30 protein-coding genes are annotated in these 19,020 nt (G+C 40.9%); 12 read left to right on the forward strand and 18 right to left on the reverse strand.

Annotated elements, in window-relative coordinates; translation table 11 throughout:
• Positions 1 to 93 precede the first annotated feature (93 nt).
• From H6F92_RS06225 to H6F92_RS25770, 9 genes are all read right to left on the reverse strand, one after another.
• Positions 94 to 282 (reverse strand): hypothetical protein, encoded by a 189-nt coding sequence (locus H6F92_RS06225; RefSeq protein ID WP_190357167.1) that lies wholly within the window; start codon positions 280 to 282, stop codon positions 94 to 96.
• Positions 283 to 313: 31 nt separating this feature from the next.
• Positions 314 to 541 carry a hypothetical protein gene (locus tag H6F92_RS06230; RefSeq protein ID WP_002797529.1) on the reverse strand — a complete coding sequence of 76 codons (228 nt, stop codon included), beginning with the start codon at positions 539 to 541 and terminating at the stop codon, positions 314 to 316.
• A gap of 81 nt (positions 542 to 622) precedes the next feature.
• Positions 623 to 922, reverse strand: a complete 300-nt coding sequence (locus H6F92_RS06235; RefSeq protein WP_190357168.1) for a type II toxin-antitoxin system RelE/ParE family toxin — start codon at positions 920 to 922, stop codon at positions 623 to 625.
• Between the two features lie 6 nt (positions 923 to 928).
• Positions 929 to 1,216 (reverse strand): ribbon-helix-helix domain-containing protein, encoded by a 288-nt coding sequence (locus tag H6F92_RS06240; RefSeq protein ID WP_242030026.1) that lies wholly within the window; start codon positions 1,214 to 1,216, stop codon positions 929 to 931.
• 210 nt (positions 1,217 to 1,426) lie between these two features.
• Entirely contained in the window at positions 1,427 to 1,831 is a 405-nt protein-coding gene (locus H6F92_RS06245; protein ID WP_190357169.1) for a type II toxin-antitoxin system VapC family toxin, read from the reverse strand.
• A gap of 31 nt (positions 1,832 to 1,862) precedes the next feature.
• Entirely contained in the window at positions 1,863 to 2,090 is a 228-nt protein-coding gene (locus H6F92_RS06250) for a hypothetical protein (protein ID WP_045356058.1), read from the reverse strand.
• Positions 2,091 to 2,148: 58 nt separating this feature from the next.
• Positions 2,149 to 2,412 carry a type II toxin-antitoxin system RelE family toxin gene (locus tag H6F92_RS06255; protein ID WP_190357170.1) on the reverse strand — a complete coding sequence of 88 codons (264 nt, stop codon included), beginning with the start codon at positions 2,410 to 2,412 and terminating at the stop codon, positions 2,149 to 2,151.
• Positions 2,412 to 2,690, reverse strand: a complete 279-nt coding sequence (locus tag H6F92_RS06260) for a hypothetical protein (RefSeq protein WP_190357242.1) — start codon at positions 2,688 to 2,690, stop codon at positions 2,412 to 2,414. Before H6F92_RS06260 ends, H6F92_RS06255 begins: the two co-directional genes overlap by 1 nt.
• Before the next feature lie 122 nt (positions 2,691 to 2,812).
• On the reverse strand, positions 2,813 to 3,034 hold the full coding sequence (locus tag H6F92_RS25770) for a ribbon-helix-helix domain-containing protein (protein ID WP_242030027.1): 222 nt from the start codon (positions 3,032 to 3,034) through the stop codon (positions 2,813 to 2,815).
• A gap of 446 nt (positions 3,035 to 3,480) precedes the next feature.
• On the opposite strand from H6F92_RS25770, the gene H6F92_RS06270 reads away from it, so the two are divergent.
• Entirely contained in the window at positions 3,481 to 6,993 is a 3,513-nt protein-coding gene (locus tag H6F92_RS06270; protein ID WP_190357171.1) for a LamG-like jellyroll fold domain-containing protein, read from the forward strand.
• Positions 6,994 to 7,702: 709 nt separating this feature from the next.
• On the opposite strand, the gene H6F92_RS26490 is transcribed toward H6F92_RS06270, so the two are convergent.
• From H6F92_RS26490 to H6F92_RS06285, 3 genes are all read right to left on the reverse strand, one after another.
• Complete coding sequence (locus H6F92_RS26490) at positions 7,703 to 7,837, reverse strand: hypothetical protein (protein WP_277882298.1); 135 nt, start codon at positions 7,835 to 7,837, stop codon at positions 7,703 to 7,705.
• Between the two features lie 115 nt (positions 7,838 to 7,952).
• Positions 7,953 to 8,207, reverse strand: coding sequence for a DUF5615 family PIN-like protein (locus H6F92_RS06280; RefSeq protein WP_190357244.1), 255 nt, complete (start codon positions 8,205 to 8,207; stop codon positions 7,953 to 7,955).
• Complete coding sequence (locus H6F92_RS06285; protein ID WP_002769338.1) at positions 8,197 to 8,514, reverse strand: DUF433 domain-containing protein; 318 nt, start codon at positions 8,512 to 8,514, stop codon at positions 8,197 to 8,199. The genes H6F92_RS06280 and H6F92_RS06285 overlap by 11 nt, the downstream gene beginning before the upstream one ends.
• 211 nt (positions 8,515 to 8,725) lie before the next feature.
• On the opposite strand from H6F92_RS06285, the gene H6F92_RS26495 reads away from it, so the two are divergent.
• From H6F92_RS26495 to H6F92_RS06310, 6 genes are all read left to right on the forward strand, one after another.
• Positions 8,726 to 8,851, forward strand: a complete 126-nt coding sequence (locus H6F92_RS26495) for a hypothetical protein (RefSeq protein ID WP_265795816.1) — start codon at positions 8,726 to 8,728, stop codon at positions 8,849 to 8,851.
• A gap of 102 nt (positions 8,852 to 8,953) precedes the next feature.
• On the forward strand, positions 8,954 to 9,205 hold the full coding sequence (locus tag H6F92_RS06290; protein ID WP_190357173.1) for a type II toxin-antitoxin system HicA family toxin: 252 nt from the start codon (positions 8,954 to 8,956) through the stop codon (positions 9,203 to 9,205).
• Positions 9,205 to 9,423, forward strand: a complete 219-nt coding sequence (locus H6F92_RS06295) for a type II toxin-antitoxin system HicB family antitoxin (RefSeq protein WP_190357174.1) — start codon at positions 9,205 to 9,207, stop codon at positions 9,421 to 9,423. Before H6F92_RS06290 ends, H6F92_RS06295 begins: the two co-directional genes overlap by 1 nt.
• Positions 9,424 to 9,601: 178 nt before the next feature.
• A complete protein-coding gene (locus tag H6F92_RS06300; RefSeq protein ID WP_002797544.1) occupies positions 9,602 to 9,805 on the forward strand; it encodes a hypothetical protein in 204 nt (67 codons plus the stop codon).
• Positions 9,780 to 10,103, forward strand: coding sequence for a type II toxin-antitoxin system PemK/MazF family toxin (locus tag H6F92_RS06305; RefSeq protein ID WP_004163786.1), 324 nt, complete (start codon positions 9,780 to 9,782; stop codon positions 10,101 to 10,103). The genes H6F92_RS06300 and H6F92_RS06305 overlap by 26 nt, the downstream gene beginning before the upstream one ends.
• A gap of 451 nt (positions 10,104 to 10,554) precedes the next feature.
• Positions 10,555 to 10,773: a DUF2283 domain-containing protein gene (locus H6F92_RS06310; RefSeq protein WP_002769327.1), complete on the forward strand. Its 219-nt coding sequence runs from the start codon at positions 10,555 to 10,557 to the stop codon at positions 10,771 to 10,773.
• Between the two features lie 260 nt (positions 10,774 to 11,033).
• On the opposite strand, the gene H6F92_RS06315 is transcribed toward H6F92_RS06310, so the two are convergent.
• From H6F92_RS06315 to H6F92_RS06330, 4 genes are all read right to left on the reverse strand, one after another.
• Positions 11,034 to 11,363, reverse strand: coding sequence for a type II toxin-antitoxin system PemK/MazF family toxin (locus tag H6F92_RS06315; protein ID WP_190357176.1), 330 nt, complete (start codon positions 11,361 to 11,363; stop codon positions 11,034 to 11,036).
• Positions 11,350 to 11,556 carry a hypothetical protein gene (locus H6F92_RS06320; RefSeq protein WP_002760310.1) on the reverse strand — a complete coding sequence of 69 codons (207 nt, stop codon included), beginning with the start codon at positions 11,554 to 11,556 and terminating at the stop codon, positions 11,350 to 11,352. The genes H6F92_RS06315 and H6F92_RS06320 overlap by 14 nt, the downstream gene beginning before the upstream one ends.
• Positions 11,557 to 11,931: 375 nt before the next feature.
• Positions 11,932 to 12,165 carry a DUF2283 domain-containing protein gene (locus tag H6F92_RS06325; RefSeq protein WP_041803605.1) on the reverse strand — a complete coding sequence of 78 codons (234 nt, stop codon included), beginning with the start codon at positions 12,163 to 12,165 and terminating at the stop codon, positions 11,932 to 11,934.
• Complete coding sequence (locus H6F92_RS06330) at positions 12,150 to 12,476, reverse strand: hypothetical protein (RefSeq protein WP_190357178.1); 327 nt, start codon at positions 12,474 to 12,476, stop codon at positions 12,150 to 12,152. The genes H6F92_RS06325 and H6F92_RS06330 overlap by 16 nt, the downstream gene beginning before the upstream one ends.
• A 335-nt stretch (positions 12,477 to 12,811) precedes the next feature.
• On the opposite strand from H6F92_RS06330, the gene H6F92_RS06335 reads away from it, so the two are divergent.
• From H6F92_RS06335 to H6F92_RS06355, 5 genes are all read left to right on the forward strand, one after another.
• Entirely contained in the window at positions 12,812 to 13,024 is a 213-nt protein-coding gene (locus tag H6F92_RS06335; protein ID WP_004163792.1) for a hypothetical protein, read from the forward strand.
• Positions 13,021 to 13,302: a type II toxin-antitoxin system RelE/ParE family toxin gene (locus H6F92_RS06340; protein ID WP_004163793.1), complete on the forward strand. Its 282-nt coding sequence runs from the start codon at positions 13,021 to 13,023 to the stop codon at positions 13,300 to 13,302. Before H6F92_RS06335 ends, H6F92_RS06340 begins: the two co-directional genes overlap by 4 nt.
• 109 nt (positions 13,303 to 13,411) lie before the next feature.
• Positions 13,412 to 13,687, forward strand: coding sequence for a BrnT family toxin (locus H6F92_RS06345; RefSeq protein ID WP_190357180.1), 276 nt, complete (start codon positions 13,412 to 13,414; stop codon positions 13,685 to 13,687).
• Positions 13,650 to 13,925: a BrnA antitoxin family protein gene (locus H6F92_RS06350; protein WP_045356069.1), complete on the forward strand. Its 276-nt coding sequence runs from the start codon at positions 13,650 to 13,652 to the stop codon at positions 13,923 to 13,925. Before H6F92_RS06345 ends, H6F92_RS06350 begins: the two co-directional genes overlap by 38 nt.
• An 85-nt stretch (positions 13,926 to 14,010) precedes the next feature.
• Entirely contained in the window at positions 14,011 to 14,250 is a 240-nt protein-coding gene (locus H6F92_RS06355; RefSeq protein WP_190357182.1) for a hypothetical protein, read from the forward strand.
• Between the two features lie 390 nt (positions 14,251 to 14,640).
• Here the strand turns inward: H6F92_RS06355 and H6F92_RS06360 are convergent, their stop codons facing one another.
• Both H6F92_RS06360 and H6F92_RS06365 read right to left on the reverse strand, forming a co-directional pair.
• On the reverse strand, positions 14,641 to 16,452 hold the full coding sequence (locus H6F92_RS06360) for a proline--tRNA ligase (RefSeq protein WP_190357183.1): 1,812 nt from the start codon (positions 16,450 to 16,452) through the stop codon (positions 14,641 to 14,643).
• A 687-nt stretch (positions 16,453 to 17,139) separates the two neighbouring features.
• A complete protein-coding gene (locus tag H6F92_RS06365) occupies positions 17,140 to 18,849 on the reverse strand; it encodes a diaminopimelate decarboxylase family protein (RefSeq protein WP_242030028.1) in 1,710 nt (569 codons plus the stop codon).
• Positions 18,850 to 19,020: the final 171 nt, after the last annotated feature.

Raw genomic sequence — 19,020 nt, forward strand, 5'->3', positions numbered from 1 at the left:
TAAAAGTTAAACTTCAAGTTTTCATTCAGGACAAATGTACGGGTTAACTAATTTTTTTGGGAAAATTAGTTAACCCATCATTATAACATATAATTAATTTGCAAGAGTTCTAAGGTAGGTAGCAAGAGCTTTTCGACGCATAATCGCACCTTTAGTTGCAAAATAATTGAGTGTTTCATCTATGATGCCATCGGTAGTTATTAGGTAATCATCTGCATATTTTTGGGCATAATCTAAGGCAATAGTGTGCCAGTTATCTCTGGGATTAATCAAGGCATCCAATAAAAGGTATCAGCAAAAATGACTTTCATTATTATTGTTTTGGTGTGCCATAAAGATAATGATCGTGTTGTTCGGCTCCGTCGGTGGGTAAGGTTTCTAGGACTTCTGGGGGAATATCGGCGGTGAGTTCTTCAATGAATTGCCAAAAGGGTTGTTTCGGTTTGGCGGTTTGGGTTTGATGGAGGAAATCGAGGAGTTGGTGAATGGTTTCATCGGAAGCGGTTTCGATTTCCTGGAGGAGTTGTTCTTTGGCTGTCATGGCTGGTTTGGGATGGGGGGATGTTCCAGATTATAGCGCTCTCTATTATAAACAGTTGAAAAAAGTAATTGCCTTTATTTTTTAGTGGTTTTCAAAGAAAAAAGCTTCTAAATCTCGCTCTCCTTTAACAACACGCATAATTTCTAGCCCTTGCTCAGTTAAGCGATAGAAAATAATGTAGTTTTTCATCGGTAAGCCACGCAAATAGGGACGAATCTCTCGATAACTGCGCCCCATTAGAGGAAATTGGCTAAGATAACGACACTTTTTGCTAAACTCTTCTAGGAATTTCTCGCCCGCATTAATATTGGTATTAGCCAAATAATCAAGAATTTGTTCCATATCTCGAATGGCTTCGGTCGAAATGATGTATTGATCCATGAATATTTAAGCTTCACAGTTTTTTTGAAGTCTTGCTTTGAGTTGAGCGATCGCGGTTTCTCCATCAATTCCTTCGCCTCGATCTAATTGTTCGGCAGCAATATCAATTTTTTGGCCAATGCCTTCCACCCATTGTTGATATTGATCGCGTTTACTGAGTAATTGCAAGGCTTCGGCAATGATTTCGTCTGGATTGGCATAATGCCCTGTATTGAGTTTGGCTTCGATCAGTTTTTGGTGTTCGGGTTTTAAGGTTAATTTCATGGTTGTTAAGGCTTCATAATGTTTGAGCATGGTTAAGGTTCTCTAACAATTTTCTTAACTAAGTCTATGATATTGCAATGATAGTCTAGTTTAGTCTGAATTTAAGAGGTTCGGCAGAAAAGAGTCTATATTGTTCTTGAAAGTTAGGGTTAGGCGATCGCCGTTATGCTTAATAAATTTCCTGACGATGCCTGATGCTGTGGAGCTACAGAATGGAATCCTGATCTAAGTGATCAAATTCTAAGTAAAGTTATTAAAATTAGAATCTTGGAACAAAATCCGAAAGTTTTCTTGGGTGAAGTGTTTGTCATGGGTTAATACTTCTGCAATTCTCCTTTGTTTCATCACAATCATAGAAATGCAGTCTGTCAGGCTATAGCCCTTATCAGGACGTTCATCAAATAGTTGAATTCCAGCTTGTCTGAGTTGAGGCGTATAAGAAATAATTTCCATGTTCGGCTCTTGACGGATTTGAAAGTAGGTCGCAAGAGCTTTTCGACGCATAATCGCACCTTTAGTTGCAAAATAATTGAGTGTTTCATCTACAATGCCATCGGTAGTTATTAGATAATCATCTGTATATTTCTGGGCATAATTTAAGGCAATAAAGTGCCAGTTATCCCTGGGATTAATCAAGGCATCCAATAAAAAGTATCAGCAAAGATGAGTTTCATTGTTATTGTTTTGGTGTGCCATAAAGATAATGATCGTGTTGTTCGGCTCCATCGGTGGGTAGGGTTTCTAAGACTTCTGGGGGAATATCGGCGGTGAGTTCTTCGATAAATTGCCAAAAGGGTTGTTTTGGTTTGGTGGTTTGGGTTTGATGTAAAAAGTTGAGGAGTTGGTCAATGGTTTCATCGGAGGCGGTTTCGATTTCCTGTAGGAGTTGTTCTTTGGCTGTCATGGGTAGTTTGGGCTGGTGGGGATATTCCAGATTATAGAGATTTATCGGGCGATCGCCGTTATTCTTCATAAATTTCTCGACGATGGCCAATTCTGTTTACATAAATAATATATTTTTCTTTATCGAATTCGTAAATAACCCGATAATCACCTATTCTGAGCTTATAAAAACCAGACAAATTTCCTGTTAAAGACAGAGGCGAAATTTGGTCAAAATTATTTTTTAGCCATTCAATTTTTTTGAGGATTCGTATTCGTGTTGTCTGTGTTAATTGATCAAGATCGTTAACGGCTTCGGGTTCATACTTAACAGAATAAGCCATTAGATAGAAATTCCATAGCGTTGAGAAATGTCTTCTTCTGAAATTGTCGGTCTGCCTGCGATTCGTTGTTGTTGTATTGCTAATAAACTTTGCTGAAAGGAGTCTTTTACGGGTTGACCGCGATCGGGATCGTCACTGCTTAGGTCTAATTCATCATTATCAAGTTCGGGGGATTCGATAGTTTCTGAGCGTTTCGCTAAGAGGAAGTGGAGAACTTCTTGTAGAAGCGGCTCGGAGCTTTTTTCAATTTCCTGTAGGAGTTGTTCTTTGGCTGTCATGGCTGGTTTTGGATGGGGGAATACTCAATATTATAGAATATTATAGAGATTTATCGGGCGATCGCTGATTGTATCGCGGTTTCTCCATCAATTCCTTCGCCTCTTCAAGAAAGTCCCCTTTTTTAAGGCTTCGGCCGTGAGCTCAGCCGAACGGGGGATTGAGGGGGATCAAACTCGATTGCCCATTGTTGATAGCAATCGCGTTTACTGAGTAATTGCAAAGCTTCGGCAATGATTTCATCTGGATTGGCATAACGCCCCGTATTTAGTTTGGCTTCGATCAGCTTTTGGTGTTCGGGTTTTAAGGTTAATTTCAGGGTCGTTAAGGCTTGGCTTTTTTTCATTATCGGTTTATCGCTATGGAATCATCCCAGGGTTGCCGAGGCAAGAGGTTTCTCTCGTTTCTGCGGTGGGGTGGGTTTCTGGTCTGTGGAGATGGCTAAGGTGGGATGCTGGCATAGTTGTTTTTGGTGTCTTGGGTATGAAGTAGAAGTTTGGGGTTGGGAGAGTGGGGAGATTGTCAGGATATTCTGACAAAGTTTGGGCTTAAGTTGGTAAAGTTGGGGATTTTTCCCAAGTTAAGGATTTTTGCGGGAGGGTTGAGGGGCTGGAAGTTAGGCAGGGTAGGGATTTGGTGAATTTTACGAACTTTTTCCTTAAGTTGGTAAACTTTGGTTGCGTTGGGTGTTGAGACTAAATAAATTATCATTAGGATTAAAAAAAAATTCTGGTGATCGCTCTGTCTGGGTGTAATATACGGAAAATAAAAAAAAAGGAGATTTCTGGAGATATGGAAGCTGATTATGGAATTCGTATTCAACAAGGGACTATGCTGGTAATTGCCAGTAATAATGCCTACGATTTTGGTGAGCATGATTTCACAGTTACTGCATTATTTCAAACAACACAGTCAGGAATGATTATTTCCCGCAAGCCTGCTGAAGGTGGGGAAGGGAATGGAGGGTGGTGGCTTCACTTAAAGGCTAATGGGGCTATTCAGTTAAATACGGATGATGGCTTTGGCTATTACAAAGCTGTCTCTGAACCAACGAGTGCCCTTGATGGCACATGGCACAGCGTAGCAGCTATACGCCAAAACGGGAAAATTTCTATCTTTTTTGATGGAATCTCTATTTCAGTTACCCCAGAATCGAATAGGCCGACTCCCTTAGATGTTTCCAATTCACATCGACTTGTTATTGGTTACTGCGATCAACAAAGGTTGCAGTTCGTTGGGATTCTGGAAGATATATCTATCTGGAACCGAGCGTTGAATCAAGCTGAGATTAAACGAACAATGTTTAATCAGATTACACCAGAAGATCCAGACTTAGTGGGTTTCTGGGAAATGAATCGCAACTTTTTAGATACATCCCGTATCAATAATCCCGCTATTCCTGTTGGACCTGTGTCATGGGTTCCTATTTTTCACTGTGTGTGGGCAGAAACCATCAATAACTACTCGTATTGTGCCATTGATCTCAGCGAAAATCTCGTAGAAGATCATGGCATTCAGATTGACAACGGTGGAATGATCACAATTCCCCCTAATTCTGCCTATAATTTTGGTCTTGGAGAATTCACCATTACAGCCATTTTTCAGACAACTCAACCTGGAACAATTGTGTCTTGTAAGTCTAATGCAGTCACCAGTGGAGGATGGTTGCTTGCTTTAGAGGAAAATGGCTGGTTTAGAATGAAATTCTGGAATAATGACGGTCGCTATTTTAATGTTTTTTGTTCTAGAGTAAACAAAGATGCACTTGATGGTCAATGGCATCACATAGCATTTACTCGAAAACCGGGTACAGATTGGTATAAATTTTTCTTTGATGGTCAAATCGCAGGATTAGTTAACATTGAAATAGATAATGCCAGAATATCTGTTATTCAACCCTACTTTGATATTCATAATTTTGATCGGGTTGTTATTGGCAATTGTGACAACGAACGAGAAGCCAATCGGCAATTTGTGGGAATCATAGAGGATGTTACGATTTGGAACCGAGCTTTGGATGAGGCTGAAATTCAGCGCACTCGTTTCAACGAGGTCACACCGAACGATCAGGGCTTGGTGGGTTTTTGGAAGTTGGATCAAAATTTTGATGATTCTTCGCCAACAAGAAACAATGGGTCAGGAGCAGGATCTGTTAAGTTTGTTGAAGCAAAACGTCAGCAAACGCTGAAAATTGCTGAAGGGACAAGCTATCTTTATGGCGTTGCCCTTGATAAATCTAAGTCTTCGGTTACGTTTCCAGAAGGGGCTTTAGTTAAGGTTTTTCGTCCTGATGGAACACAACTAGAGCAAGACTCAAATACAGACGATCTTTTTGTGAAAATGAATGGTGATTCGGTTTGGGCATTTACAGTGAAGAACCCACAAGCAGGTGACTGGAAGTTTGCTGTTGAATGTCCTACTTCGACACCATTTTTATTGAGTATTCAGACGACTCCTTCTAAGGATGTTGCTCCCACTATTGGTAATGCCCTACAAGAGCTTTATGTGGATGTCCCCGCTACTCCTACCCGAGCTTTTTTCACATTGGAAAATAGTGAGGTTTCAACTTCAGATTCATCGGGATGGACTGATGTGGCAAAATGGACTGGGGCAACAGCCGCAGGACTATTGACGTTAGCAGCCTTAGCCTTGGGAACTATTACTCTACCTGTAGCAGTATTAGGTGCGACTGTAGCAGTGGGTATTAATATTATCGGAACTACAATTGCACTGGATAAAGAGCTTGACTTTGAGAAAAAAAGTGACTTATTAGGTAGGCAAGTGGGCATTGGTGACTTCTCATTTGAAAAATATGGTCAAAATTCCTATTATTACGGTGTTTATGACAATCTTCGTAATTACCAGAATGAAAGTGTAAGTTATACCTCTCAAATTAAGATTGACGCAGATACTCCCTATTTATACGCTGTTCTCACCCAAAATGATAACTCCATTGATTTTCCAGTAGATGTGGTTCTAAATATTCAAGCACCAGATGGAACTAGCTACAATCATGATATCCAAAATGAAAACTCGTTGGCGATCACATCCAATTCTTCAATACGTTGCTTGATTATCAACAATCCTCAATCTGGATCATGGAATATTTCTATTAATGCTCCAGAAGGCGTAAAATTTCATTGTGAGCTTGGTACAGTTCCTTCTAAGGATGTATTTGATACTATCGCTGACACTTATAATGTTCAGAATGACGCAATAGATCAACTTGTCCCTCCCTTTACTGGAATAACAGATGCCATTTTAATTGGGAATAAAACCGATAATGTATCAGTTCCTGCGAAAGATTTGTTATATCTTTTTACCACGGTAGCATTAGGTCAAGATTCTGTTAGCGTAGGTTCTCAACAAATACCATTAACGCAAGAACAAGAAAAACTATGTGGAAGAACTTTTGTTAGTGATTTGACTAAGATATTTACGAGAAAAAGGTCTGTTGAAGACATGGTAGTTGAAGACATGGTAAACGAAGAGGTAATGCCCATCGTAGCCACCACAACTAAAAGAAGAAAGACCGAGAAAATACCTGCTTTAGTTACTTGGAATTTTGAAGGATCTAAGTTTGATAATAGCGGCCGTAGCCCCTGGACTCCGATTTCACACTGGTTTACTCAACAAGAAGATCAAGAAGGTGTTAAAAAATTTCCTTACGAGGTTTACATTGCTTGTTTGCAAGAATGCGGAACCCTTCCTTCAAATGTGGAATTGATGGAGGAGGATGTTGAAGGGATAAGAGGACTTTGTAGATATTCTTGGAAAGTTAACGCTTCGCCGGAATCAGAAAGGGTGACTAGGGCAGGAAGCCGTCTTCCTGTACAGATTCTTTATTATCCCTGGGACACAAGAGGTAATCGAGTTAATCTTGCGATAGTTTCAAGAATGATTTTTTCTAGTCTTTATATTCCTCCTTTGAATGACAACCTACGTCCTTTAATTGGTATCCAGTATCTCGGAAGCCATTATTTCTCTATTCATGCAGCAAGTGGTGGTGGTGGAGATGCTGTGACATTGTTGAAGGGAGCATATCAGGAAGTTAGCAATTCTCCATGGTGGGTAGCAGGTGATTTTAACGTAGAACCTGATGAATTACAGGGCAGACTTAATCAACAAGTACCTCTCATAAATCCCATTATTTGTCCACCTAATGACATAACACGGCCAAAATCTGGAAAACACCTAGATTATGTCGTCCGTGAACCAGATGCTCAAAAAATAGTGGGGGATGTCTTCTTCTCTAAATATGATCAGATAGCAGATCATCGTCCAGTTTTCTATACTTTAGAGTGATCGCCGATCGCGTAGGGTGCATCCCATGCACCTTTTACCTTTTCAAAATACTAAAATCTAAATTGCGATGCCTTACATTTCCGTAACATCTCCCGCATTATTCATTGCCCATACCGTCAGGAGTTGTTATCGTACCCAAATCAGATCCATAAAAACCTTCAACAATCAATTAATAGATACGGAAAAACAGGGCAATCTTGGAATTTTAAATAAAACCCCTACCGCATGGGATAATAACGAATATAATCACAGTGTAAAGCATAATCTCATTCATCTCGAATTAATGGTATATCCAGCCCTTTCAAATTAGCTGCTAAAATTGAAGAGGAAACCAACCCAACAGTGCGATCGCCGATCTTGTAGGGTGCGTTTCTTAACGCGCCTTTTGTGTTTTATATGCGTTACGCTACCCTAACCCCTCCTACCGTTATTCATCGTCAATATTATCAGGAATAATGGGAATTTCTACCATTCCCCCAATCGGTCAGATAAAGCCCCTGATAAACCGATAAACCCTAGAAAACGGCCAATCCTGCGGTTTTAAACCTAACCCATACCGGCCTGGATTGTCATGGGTATCATCACAACATAAAGATTCAATCCCGTAAACTGCCTTACCCAATATGCCCTTTTTCTCTTAATTGTGATTTTTATAAAAACTCAACATTTCTATACATATAATCAGGGTCTAAACATTCCCAAATCAAAACTAAATTGCTAATAATCTTTCCGATAGATTGACCTTGACGCGAATAAATAATACCACAATGTTCCAATCCCATTGAAGACAAAACCAGAAAATCATCATCAAAAGTGAAAACAACTCGGCCTTGCGACAAAGCATAAGCTAATTGGGGTTTGCTGAATAATGGTAAAACCCTTTTAAAATAAGGCTTTTGACCTGTTAAAGTCCGATGTTAGTGCAAGAAAATAGGATTGGGACTTTCAAAAACCTTGCATTATCCTTCTTGTAGTACATAGCTTAGTACAAAAAACAATGGCAACAAAGCCCGAAACGACCGGCTCCTGACTCCTGACTCCTGACTCCTACCCCCAGGAAAAACTTTTTCAGCAGACCCTAATTGCTCTTTATCAGAAGCCCCAATTAATCCCTCTTCAGGAGACGTTGTAATATCAATCCCTCTCATCCTTAAACCTTTGGCGATCGCATTAGAGACACTTTCATCAAGATGAAACTTCAGCTTATTGGCCATTATTCCCCTTTAAAATTTTTTCGACCAAAGAAGGCTGATCCCCTTGTAACTGTTTAGCAAAATTTTCGCTGGCTTCAATATCTTGGCGAATTTCTTCTCGATGATCATGGTAATACGCTAAAGCCGCATAAACATCAGCTAAAGTAATTGTTGGGTAATTATAAACAATTTCATCAGGAGACATTGCCATTTTTTCATGCCAGATGACAATATCTCGTACTTTAATACGGTGACCCGCAATACGAGGTTTGCCCCCACAAACACCAGGTGTTACTTCAATGTGTTGTGTAAAAACTAAAGATGACATAATCGTTAATTTAATTTATTTCTATGGATTGTAGCATTTTTCTTAAAAATGCGATCACTGCTCGTGTCGGATGTGTTACTTAACGCGCCTTTTATTGCGGCATCAGGAATACTTGTATCATCGCCAAGCTTTTGAGCAGACAGGAATTACAGAGCCAGTCCGTTGAAATTAGCCGTTAAAATTAAAAAGGAAACCAACCAAACAGCAAACTATGCTAAAAACCATCGAAGGCATTTATCAGGATGGACAAATCCGCTTCACCGAACCACCGCAAGATATTGGCGATCGCATTAGAAACACTTTCATCCAGAGCGATCGCTATCTTCTTGTTAATTAAACTTTAAAATTGCGATCGCTGTTTTGATTTAGAGTAAAGAGCAAAAAGACGATCATTTTTCTTGTTAAAATATTAAGTCAGTAATCAAGCTATAATTAGCGAATGAACAAAAAACAGCAAAAAACCTATGATGCTATTTTTGTTGATCCCATCCGCCGTAACATCGTTTGGGATGATGTCGTTAACTTAATTCAGTCATTGGGAGGTATCATTACTCAAGGTGATGGCTCAAGAGTGCGATTTGACCTAAACAAAATTTCCCTTAATATTCATTCCCCTCACCCTCAAAAAGAACTAAAAAGATACCAAGTTAAAGCTCTTCGTGAATTTCTAATTAAAGCAGGAGTAGATTAATGCGATACAAAGACTATGAAGCTGTGATTGAATACGATGAAAGCGATCGCTTATTTTTTGGTCGTGTTATCAATATAGAAGATATTATCGTTTTCGACGGTCTTTCCGTTGATGAGCTAGAACAGGCCTTTAAAACCGCCATTGAACAATATTTAATGGATTGTCAAACCCTCAATAAAATTCCTAATCAACCGACCTATTCCTTATCTTCTCATTAGCTCAATATTAAGGAGCGATCGCGCTTTTTAATGAATAATTATTAACCATCGATTAATTGGCGATCGCCGTCTTCCTATTGATTAAACGTTAAAACCGCGATTGTTTTGGTTTTTGAAAGAGCGATCGCTGTGCTAACCTAATGGATAGAAAGTAATCTACAAGCGATCAGTTGAAGCCATGAGTGAAGCCGTTGTAACACTTCTTAGACAGTTCAAAAAACTTTCAGCTAGAGAAAAATCTGAGTTCCTTTCAGCCAGCCTGAGTCCGACTGGAGACTATGGTGATTGGAGTAATGATGATGCAGTTCTTTTTGCCGCTCAATCGTTTGCTCGTCTAGATGCAGAGGAGGAAGCAGATGGGGAATCCGAAGCCAGTTCGTAGCGAAGTTTGGTTGATTGATTTTGGGATAGCAGCAAAAGTACGCCCCGCTCTTGTTGTGAGTGAACCTTATGGAGATGAGGATCGAGCTTTGATTGGTGTGATTCCTCATACAACTAGTATCAGAGGCTCCCAATATGAGATTCAGATCGACCTTCCCTTTCTGAAAAGAAAAGGTGCCTTCCTACTTCAGGGTTTTGTAACCGTTCCTCCACCCTATTTTGTGAAAAAGCTTGGAATGCTATCGGAATCACAGATGAAATTAATTGAAAACGGGCTGAAAGATTGGCTCCGCCTTTAATAATCGTCATATAAACCTTCGTCTTCTGGGGCATAACTATTCAGGACTGAAGAATGAAGGCGATCGCTAACCAACGTTTTGGGCTGAATGGTGATCACCCACTTCCCTTTTTGAAAATGATGTTTTAACAAAACGCCCTTACCTCAAAAAAGAATGGTGTATTTACGTTATCGAAAACGGGAGCATCTCATTTATGCAAGTGAGTAATTATACTTGTCCCTAAAACTGGTTTCTAGCAAGACTTTCAAAATAGCTTGACATAAAACCTGATTTAGGGGTTACAAAGGTGAGATGCTCCCATCGAAAACCTTATTCGCTGTGAACCTCAAGAAGATAATCGTTTTCGCTTTTGGGCGCAGATAAAAGAATTTGGCGATCGATACCTGAGAGTCATTACTCTAGAAGATAAGCTGACTATCCACAACGCCTTTCCAGACCGGACCTTTAGACCATGAAGATTAACTACTACCCAGAAACAGACTCCCTTTATATCCACCTTGCAGACAAATCCAGTGTTGATAGCCAAGAAATTTCAGAAGGAGTCGTTGCCGATTACGATGAATTAGGGAACCTAGTCGGTTTAGACATTGATAATGCCAGCAAAAAAGTGCAACTCGGTGAATTTATTATCAATCAACTCCCCCTCGTCCCCCTGAAGACATCTGCATAAGTTTAAGTAAATTAGGGAGAAATGAAGCGGCGATCGGCGTGTTACTCTAAATGATTTTTAGTGACCACAACTTTTAACCCATTCCCTTAAGGCTCTTCTCGACTTTGTGTGATAATTTTTGCTGATGGAATCGTGAAATGGTTACTGGGCAAGACTTTTAGGACTATTTTGCGGATATTCTATCAGTATAGACCTCGTTTCCACACAAAAACCAGAAGAGCCCCTTTTCAAAACACTTAAATCCAAATTGCGATGATCGCCTAAAATTGAGGTTTAATATAATCGTCCCAAGCTCTAAGTAGATAGACAGCATCTTCGTTTGAAATCCTTCCCAATTTAGCAAGCAGTAAGTTTTTTTCCAAGCAATCAAGACGGGATAAACGTACAGTAGAGGGAACCCTCAAACCACTATTGGCCCAATCTTTTAATAATATGTCTGTTTGTGTTCGGGGCATTGCTGAGGTTACTGCCGTTACAACCACGTCATCTCCGTCAACCCAAAGAATCAACACAGGTCTTTTTTTTGATGATGTACCATCAGTAAATAGAATTTTGGCAACCCAGAACTCACCTCCTTTAATAATCGTCATATAAACCTTCGTCTTCTGGGGCATAACTGTTCAGAAAAGAAGAATGAAGGCGATCGCTAACCAAGGTTTTGGGCTGAATGGTGATCACCCACTTGCCTTTACCAATTCCTTGCACAATAGAACTGGGAAGATTGAGTTGCTCCCCTTCTTCAATTTCTACTTCAAAAGCTAATTTTAATAACTGATTTTTCATAAAACAAAAGCACCTATAATATTGAAAATGTTAGCACAGAGTGTAGAAGCATCAGTGATCGCCATCATCAAAAGTGAAAATGACTCGGCTTGGCAATAAAGCATCAGCTAACTGTTCCTCATTCAGAAGCCCCAATCAGTGCTTTCTCTGAAGACATTGTAACATCAATCCCTCGCATCCTTAAACCTTTGGCGATCACTAATGACTAACATGGTACACCCAAGAAATGTCAATTCCATCCCAACCTAAATACACCTGTAAAGAATGTTAAGTTTTTACCCCATCAAATCCTGACATTAATCCGTATTGTTTCAATTTTCGTTCAATCCTGATGTATTTCTGCTGATAACTGCTTCACTTTTCTAAAGGATTCAATTATCCCACTAATCGAAAAGCAGCATCAATCGGCAATTGTAACGGAAATGGTTGATTCCAGCGTTTCGAGAAAAATAAAATCTCCAAATTCTCAATCTCCCCAGAAGTCGGATTTAGACGAGCGACAATTTCATCCCCAATCTCCTCCGACTCTTGATCTGCATAGGGAGAACAGACATCTACATAAAGAATATCTCCCGTCGGGTCATAGCGAAAAGTTAGATTTTTTTCCATACCATTATTCCCCCTGTAATTTTTCGGGCTGTGTATATAGTCACGATCCAATGACGACTAAGATTAGATTGGGAAACCACCACCACAATTAAAAATCGTCCCGTCCGAATCGTTGAAAACCACTTAGAAAATAACAACGCCTTTTCATCGCGATCGCTAGAACGAATTAAATCTGGATCAGCTAAAGTCTGGGCTAATTGCTCCTCATAATCGGGTAATGTCCCTGGATGGCGATCAATAATATGCTGTTCTCGCTCATCGGTTAATTCAACCTCTACCTCTAAATAACTACAGAAAAAAGACCTTGCCAAATTTTCTTCATGTCTCCAAAACTGATCTTAAATTTAAAAACCAAAACTTAATCATCGGCGATCGCTGCTTCCAATATCAGAGACATGAAACGTGAAAACAACTCAGCCTTGCGACAAAGTATAGACTAATTGCTCTTGATCAGAAGCCCCAATCAGTCCTTCCTCTGAAGACATTGTAACATCAATCCCTCGCATCCTTAAACCTTTGGCGATCGCCTGAGAAACCCCTTCATCCAGTGCGATCGCCGATATTGTAGGATGCGTTACGCCACGCTAACCCATCCTATCTTTACTGCTATAATTAGCTCCAAAGACCACCATAACCAACTAAAACCATGACTCAAGCCACCTTTGCAGAAATACTAGACGCAACCGAACAACTTCCCCCAGAAGCTCAAGAACAACTTATTCACATCTTGAAAAGTCGCCTGCGAGACCAAAAAAGAGCCGAATTAATTAAAGACATTGAAGAAGCTCAACAGGAATACGCTCAAGGTCAATGCCAATCCGCAACCCCTCAACAACTAATGGAAGAGATCCTTGCATGAGTTTTGTGTTATTGCGCTCCAATGTGTTTATTAGAAACGCTCGTAAAATTATCAAAAAACAGCCTTCGTTCGCTCAAAATATTCAAGACACCTTAGAATTATTGCAAATAGACCCTTTTCAACCTAGATTAAGAACCCACAAATTAAAAGGGGAACTCAAAGAATCCTATGCTTGTAATGCAGGCTACGATTTGAGAATTATCTTTAAATTTGTTGATCATGAAAATCAGCAAGCCATTCTTTTGGAATCTCTTGGAACCCACGATGAAGTTTACTAGGGTGATCTTGTAGATTATTTTACTATCCATATCACAATCCCAATAACTTGGAGCGTGGCGGTGACAACAATTGGCAACTACAATAGATTGTTGTAACAGTCGTTCAGTTATGGAATACCGATGGGATGAAGCAAAACGACTTACTAATCTTCGTAAACACGGTATAGATTTTGCCGATGTTCCCGCCTTTTTCGATGGGTACATTTTAACGGTTGAAGATGATCGTCTCGATTATGGAGAGCAGCGTTTTGTTACATTGGGTTTACTAAAAGGGCGAATTATTGCCGTTGTCCATACCGAACGTGAGGATTACACTCGTATTATTTCTGCAAGAAAGGCAACGAAATATGAACAACGAACCTACTTTAAGCAACTCTCAAACTGATTGGCAACGATTAGACGCAATGAGCGATGAAGATATTGATTTGTCAGACTGTCCAGAAATTACACCCGAAATGTTTGGGAGAGCCGTAGTGCGGCGAAGTGTCCCCGTAATCAGGGCCAAAGCTGAAGTTACTCTCTCCATTGATAATGATGTATTCGAGTGGTTTAAATCTCAGGGAAAAGGCTATCAAACACAGATCAATGAGTTGCTCCGAGCCTATATGGAAGCGCACCAATAACCAATAAAAAATGCGATCGCTGTAGCTACTTCCACTTTCCATAATTTTTAATGTTAGAGTCGAATCGCCCCCTTTAGACTTTGCTATGGGTGCGATTGAAACCACTGGTATCCTCAACACCCAAGGGCAAATTCAACTTGATCATCCTATTCCCCAAGAAAAAGATCGGTTTGTGCGCGTCATTCTTTTGATGTCGGAGGATGAACTGAAGGAAAAAAACTGGCTAGATAGCGTTTCCCATAACCCTAGCTTTGCTTTTCTGCATGATCCCGAAGAAGATATTTATACTCTAAACGATGGACAACCGGTAAGCAATGAAGGGTAAAATCGTTTTAATTTTACCTGGGACGATTTATCTTCCAGTAAAGTTCGCCCTGCTTATTGCCTAACCAATCAAATTGGAAGCTATCAACACATTATCTTTGCCCTAATTACCAGTCTTAATTGTAGATATTTTGTCCGATATTCTACGTTCCTAAAAAAATACGATCACTGATTCCTTATTGCGGCAAGAGGAGGGATTAGATCATCGCCAAGCTTTTGAGCAGGCCAGAATTACAGAGTCAATCTTTTGAAATTAGCTGATAGAATTAAAGAGAAAACGAAGCAAACAGCAACTTATGCTAAAAACAGGGCAACAGTTTTTGATGCCTTCAACCAGTCATCTTCGCTCATCAGACCATAAACAAGCAAAATTATCTGTATATTTAATCACTCAATCAGAAGCTTTTACCTTTGAAATAGCAGTTTTCAAATAGGAAACTACCTCATTAATTGCCACTTCTGACGCTTTTTTACTGGCTCTTTCGACTAATTCCACCTTACCCGATTTGAGAGATTTACCCGTGACAATGCGATAGGGAATCCCAATTAAATCCGCATCTTTAAACTTAACTCCTGCACGTTCATCCCGGTCATCTAAGAGGGTTTCAATGCCAGCTTGATTTAACTCATTGTATAAACTTTCGGCGGTTTTTACCTGCTCGGCATCGGCTAAATTAGGAATAACCACAATCGCTTGATAGGGGGCAATAGCTACGGGCCAAATAATGCCATCTTTATCGTAGGATTGTTCTACGGCTGCCTGGGCTAAACGCGATACTCCTATACCATAACAACCCATACAAATGGGGGTAGATTCTCCCGCTTCATTAGTATAAAAAGCATTCATGGCTTGAGAATATTTATATCCCAATTGGAAGATATGACCGACTTCAATTCCTCTAGCACTTTGCAAGGTTTGATTGGGATCGTGAATAGCTCGATCGCCTACCCGGGCTTTGCGTAGATCGACGATTAATTCTGGTAAGATAAAATCTTGACCCCAATTGGCTCCCACTACATGAAACCCGGTTTCATTAGCACCAGTGATAAAGTTTTCTAAGTCTGTCACTGTGTTGTCTGCTATACGTAAAAACTTAGGAGCGATATCGCTGGCTTTTTTGAGCAAATTATCTTCTAAGTCGGGAGCAATATAACCTAAAGGTAAGGGTTGAGTTGCCCATTTCTGTTGAGCGACAGCATCGGGTATTTTTAAAGCCAAAATTGTTTTAGCATTGTAACGGCTCGCCTGTCTAACTAATTCATTTTGTAGTTTAACTTCGTTGACCTCTTGATCACCGCGAATGCTCACCAAAACTAAAACAGTTATGCCGCTATCATAAACCACTTCGTAGAGAACATTTTTGACAATGGCAGTGGCAGAACAATCGAGAAATTTAGCTAAACTTTCGATCGTGTTGGTGTTAGGAGTCTCTTTTTTAGCCAACTTTTTAAAGGGAGAAGCCACTTTATCTGCTGGTAAAGAAACTGCTTTTTCCACATTAGCCGCATACTTTTCATCGGCAGTAAATAAAACCTCATCTTCTCCAGCATCAGCTAAGACCATAAATTCTTGGGATGCGGAACCGCCAATCGCTCCAGAATCGGCTTCTACTGCCCGAAAAGCTAACCCACAACGGCGGAAAATATTGCGGTAAGCTATATCCATCGCTCGATAGGTTTTCTTTAAACATTCCTCGTCGAGATTGAAAGAATAGGCATCTTTCATAATAAATTCCCGTCCCCGCATTAAACCAAAACGAGGGCGAATTTCATCGCGAAATTTAGTTTGAATCTGATATAAATTAACCGGTAATTGTCGATAGGAACGAATTAAATCACGAGCGACGGCAGTAATTACTTCTTCGTGAGTCGGTCCTAATCCTAACTCCCGGTTTTGCCGGTCCGTCAGGGCAAACATAATCCCTTCTGCTTTTGTGTAGGTGTCCCAACGGCCTGATTCTTGCCAGAGTTCCGCCGGTTGCAGTTGGGGAAGTAAACATTCTTGGGCGCCGGCTTTATTCATTTCTTCCCGGACTATCTGGGAGACTTTCTGTAAAACCCGCCACATCAGGGGTAAATAGGCGTAAATGCCGCTGCCAATGCGACGAATGTAACCGGCACGGACTAAGCATTTATGACTAGGGATTTCCGCCTCGGACGGGTCTTCCCGGAGGGTGACAAAAAGCTGTTGAGAGAGTCGCATCCTACCGATATCCTTTTGAACAGAAGACTTTCTATTATCTCATTAAAGGAGAGCGACTGCAATTATCAATTACTTGTGTTGACAAACAATAACAGCGATCAGTGTACCGATTCTCAGGTATTTCCCCTCATAACTTGAGACTGGTTGGAGAAGCATTGAACCTTAGTTGCAATTGCCTAACTCCCTTGTTCTCTACTCTAGGAAATATGAGCGTTCAGGTTGATCGCTGTTATCGTCGTTATCGAGACAGAATGTAACTTTAACAGGGTTTACTCCTTTGTGAACTTGACCTTTATAACCTTGCCAGTTGATCTGTCAGGGAAGCTTTTCTCTTTAGCCTCAATTATTAATATAACATCGGATCGGAGCTAGAAGTCTTTCTCTTAATTAAAGTTTACATTACTGGGATCAAGGAAAAGCTTAGATGTTTTGACGCTTGACCGACCATAACTCTTATTATTCAAAAATTATGGCAGCAGTGACCTCAACAGTAGTCAAAGAAAGCGCAGAAGAATTAACTAACTCAACAGACCAAAGAAGCAATCACCGCTAGGGAAAAAGACAAACTGCCGCTAAAGCAAGAAAAAGCTCCCACCCTCAAGGTGATAGCTAAAAGTTGATGGCATCATAGAAACACAGTGCCGAGCTGCTTGTGTAAATATCGTGAGCAAGGCAACGAAAAGAACTTTATAAAGTGAATCGGAACGATCCCTTAAACTTCCCGTTGCCGAGGTCCCAGTGAGATAGGTGAGTAGTATGCTTATCCACAGGGAGGCTTGATTTGGGCGCTATATATACAACCAGTCTCAATGGCTGGCTGGTACGAATTATCGTGTCTGACTTCAAATATGTTCTTGTTCCCCAAACTGAAACATCTTTGGCCTGTTTGCCGACAAGATACAAAGCTGAAATGATTGTGGCATCCGAGGCGATGCGGACGGCGAATGGGATTGATATCGCCCCTAAAGAACTCTTCGCCTTCACCATGAACTGCAAAGTTCTTGGCGCTATGAGTTGGACTCTGGTAAATGCGTAGCCATCTGAAGATTCTCCCTGCTTGAGATAGTCACTGCTTAGTCTTTCAATGATATCGAGATCAATTTCATGATCTAGCACTTCTGAAGGGGGGTGCGTCGGCCTGGAAAATCCCAAGAAACTGTGATCGGCAAATACGTCCTCAGCAGCGTAAGCCGTTTCTATTTGACCCATTTCATCTATGGTTATATGCCCGGGCCCGTGAAACCCATTAAAGTGATTGCTTACTGAATAGCAATATGCTCCTGCGTGTTGGATTAACAATGGATCCCCAGGACTCTGGCCTTCTAAATTGGTCGATGGTAGCAATATATCGCCGGCAAAACAAAGTGGCCCTCCAATAGCATCGTTCCCTTGAGTAGGCAGGGTGCGATGATTGCGATCGATAATTTGGTGGCTCCATGAGAGGAGAGTCACCTTGATTAGCTGGTCGGAGCCAACATCAACAATAGCCCAACGTCTGCCCCGCATCTGCTTAAGCTCGCGGATACGAGTCAACAAGGCGACGGCATTACCAACCAGTGCGTGTCCAGGCTCGACTATGTACTCAATACCGGGTAACAAGTGTTTCTTTAATGCTTCTGTGTACTCTGGGATTGTTGGAAACTGTTGCCCGTCATGAAAGTCAATGCCAAACCCACCGCCAAGATTTAGTTTTCTCATGCAATGATTCGAGCTGGCTTCGATTAAGTTTTTCAAATGATGAATAAACTGAACCGAATTATTAAATGCCGATACATTATCCATCTGAGTTCCAATATGGATATGCAAGCCAGCTATAGGTAGTTTGCAACTGGCCAGAGCATCTGGCAATTCCTCGGATGGGATGCCAAACTTACTGTTAGGCGAGGCGTGAGAAACCAGATCCTGCCAATCAGTATTGTGGAAATATTCCACCGGTTTTTCTGGGTTAACCCGAACCAGCAAGCTCCCACTCCAATCCTTGCCATAAAGCTTATGTTGAAGGTCATCTAATATAGCTTGGGAGTCAGCAACTACTGTTGAGCCTCCATCGAGGAGATCTACCATTAGCTGGCGGTCGGGTGCTGGACTGTTGTATGTGATCCGATTCAACGGGAATCCGCAAGAAAGGGCCAACTCAACTTCATATTTAGAAGAGCAGTCTGCGGAGCATCCCAGGGATGCCAGTTCATTCAGAATCGCCATCGACGGATTAGCCTTGATCGGGTAGGCAACCTGAGATGGACTGCCGACAAGCTCCACAAAGTGGGACAGGTTCCGACGAAGCTGACCGACGTCCAGTATGTAGAGAGGAGACCCATGGCGTTTTGCTATCTCCTCGATGTCAATTGATCGCGTCCAAGTTTCCATAATCCCTTCTATAATCTCGCTTTTGTCCAACGCCTAGCATCACCCGCAAACAGCGATCAGTTGATCGATTCTCAGGTATTTCCCCCCACTACTTGGGACTGGTTGGAGAAGCATTGAACCCTAGCTGCAATTGCCTAACTCCCTTGTTCTCTACTCTAGGAAATATGAGCGTTCAGGTTGATCGCTGTTATCGTCGTTATG

The organism is Microcystis wesenbergii FACHB-1317 (assembly GCF_014696875.1).
Taxonomy (GTDB): domain Bacteria; phylum Cyanobacteriota; class Cyanobacteriia; order Cyanobacteriales; family Microcystaceae; genus Microcystis; species Microcystis wesenbergii_A.

Excerpts from the sequence above, each read along its gene's own strand:
- H6F92_RS06250 (WP_045356058.1), bottom strand. The coding sequence starts at position 2,090 with ATGACAGCCAAAGAACAACTCCTACAGGAAATCGAAACCGCCTCCGAT.
- H6F92_RS06345 (WP_190357180.1), top strand. The coding sequence starts at position 13,412 with ATGGAATACCGATGGGATGAAGCAAAACGACTTACTAATCTTCGTAAA.
- H6F92_RS06315 (WP_190357176.1), bottom strand. The coding sequence starts at position 11,363 with ATGACGATTATTAAAGGAGGTGAGTTCTGGGTTGCCAAAATTCTATTT.
- H6F92_RS25770 (WP_242030027.1), bottom strand. The coding sequence starts at position 3,034 with ATGAAAAAAAGCCAAGCCTTAACGACCCTGAAATTAACCTTAAAACCC.
- H6F92_RS26490 (WP_277882298.1), bottom strand. The coding sequence starts at position 7,837 with ATGCTTTGTCGCAAGGCCGAGTTGTTTTCACTTTTGATGATGATTTTC.
- H6F92_RS06300 (WP_002797544.1), top strand. The coding sequence starts at position 9,602 with ATGAGTGAAGCCGTTGTAACACTTCTTAGACAGTTCAAAAAACTTTCA.
- H6F92_RS06230 (WP_002797529.1), bottom strand. The coding sequence starts at position 541 with ATGACAGCCAAAGAACAACTCCTCCAGGAAATCGAAACCGCTTCCGAT.
- H6F92_RS06340 (WP_004163793.1), top strand. The coding sequence starts at position 13,021 with ATGAGTTTTGTGTTATTGCGCTCCAATGTGTTTATTAGAAACGCTCGT.
- H6F92_RS06310 (WP_002769327.1), top strand. The coding sequence starts at position 10,555 with ATGAAGATTAACTACTACCCAGAAACAGACTCCCTTTATATCCACCTT.
- H6F92_RS06270 (WP_190357171.1), top strand. The coding sequence starts at position 3,481 with ATGGAAGCTGATTATGGAATTCGTATTCAACAAGGGACTATGCTGGTA.
- H6F92_RS06295 (WP_190357174.1), top strand. The coding sequence starts at position 9,205 with ATGCGATACAAAGACTATGAAGCTGTGATTGAATACGATGAAAGCGAT.
- H6F92_RS06255 (WP_190357170.1), bottom strand. The coding sequence starts at position 2,412 with ATGGCTTATTCTGTTAAGTATGAACCCGAAGCCGTTAACGATCTTGAT.
- H6F92_RS06325 (WP_041803605.1), bottom strand. The coding sequence starts at position 12,165 with ATGGAAAAAAATCTAACTTTTCGCTATGACCCGACGGGAGATATTCTT.
- H6F92_RS06355 (WP_190357182.1), top strand. The coding sequence starts at position 14,011 with ATGGGTGCGATTGAAACCACTGGTATCCTCAACACCCAAGGGCAAATT.
- H6F92_RS06350 (WP_045356069.1), top strand. The coding sequence starts at position 13,650 with ATGAACAACGAACCTACTTTAAGCAACTCTCAAACTGATTGGCAACGA.
- H6F92_RS06290 (WP_190357173.1), top strand. The coding sequence starts at position 8,954 with ATGAACAAAAAACAGCAAAAAACCTATGATGCTATTTTTGTTGATCCC.
- H6F92_RS06305 (WP_004163786.1), top strand. The coding sequence starts at position 9,780 with ATGGGGAATCCGAAGCCAGTTCGTAGCGAAGTTTGGTTGATTGATTTT.
- H6F92_RS06285 (WP_002769338.1), bottom strand. The coding sequence starts at position 8,514 with ATGTCATCTTTAGTTTTTACACAACACATTGAAGTAACACCTGGTGTT.
- H6F92_RS06235 (WP_190357168.1), bottom strand. The coding sequence starts at position 922 with ATGGATCAATACATCATTTCGACCGAAGCCATTCGAGATATGGAACAA.
- H6F92_RS06260 (WP_190357242.1), bottom strand. The coding sequence starts at position 2,690 with ATGACAGCCAAAGAACAACTCCTACAGGAAATTGAAAAAAGCTCCGAG.
- H6F92_RS26495 (WP_265795816.1), top strand. The coding sequence starts at position 8,726 with ATGCTAAAAACCATCGAAGGCATTTATCAGGATGGACAAATCCGCTTC.
- H6F92_RS06360 (WP_190357183.1), bottom strand. The coding sequence starts at position 16,452 with ATGCGACTCTCTCAACAGCTTTTTGTCACCCTCCGGGAAGACCCGTCC.
- H6F92_RS06335 (WP_004163792.1), top strand. The coding sequence starts at position 12,812 with ATGACTCAAGCCACCTTTGCAGAAATACTAGACGCAACCGAACAACTT.
- H6F92_RS06320 (WP_002760310.1), bottom strand. The coding sequence starts at position 11,556 with ATGAAAAATCAGTTATTAAAATTAGCTTTTGAAGTAGAAATTGAAGAA.
- H6F92_RS06240 (WP_242030026.1), bottom strand. The coding sequence starts at position 1,216 with ATGCTCAAACATTATGAAGCCTTAACAACCATGAAATTAACCTTAAAA.
- H6F92_RS06280 (WP_190357244.1), bottom strand. The coding sequence starts at position 8,207 with ATGGCCAATAAGCTGAAGTTTCATCTTGATGAAAGTGTCTCTAATGCG.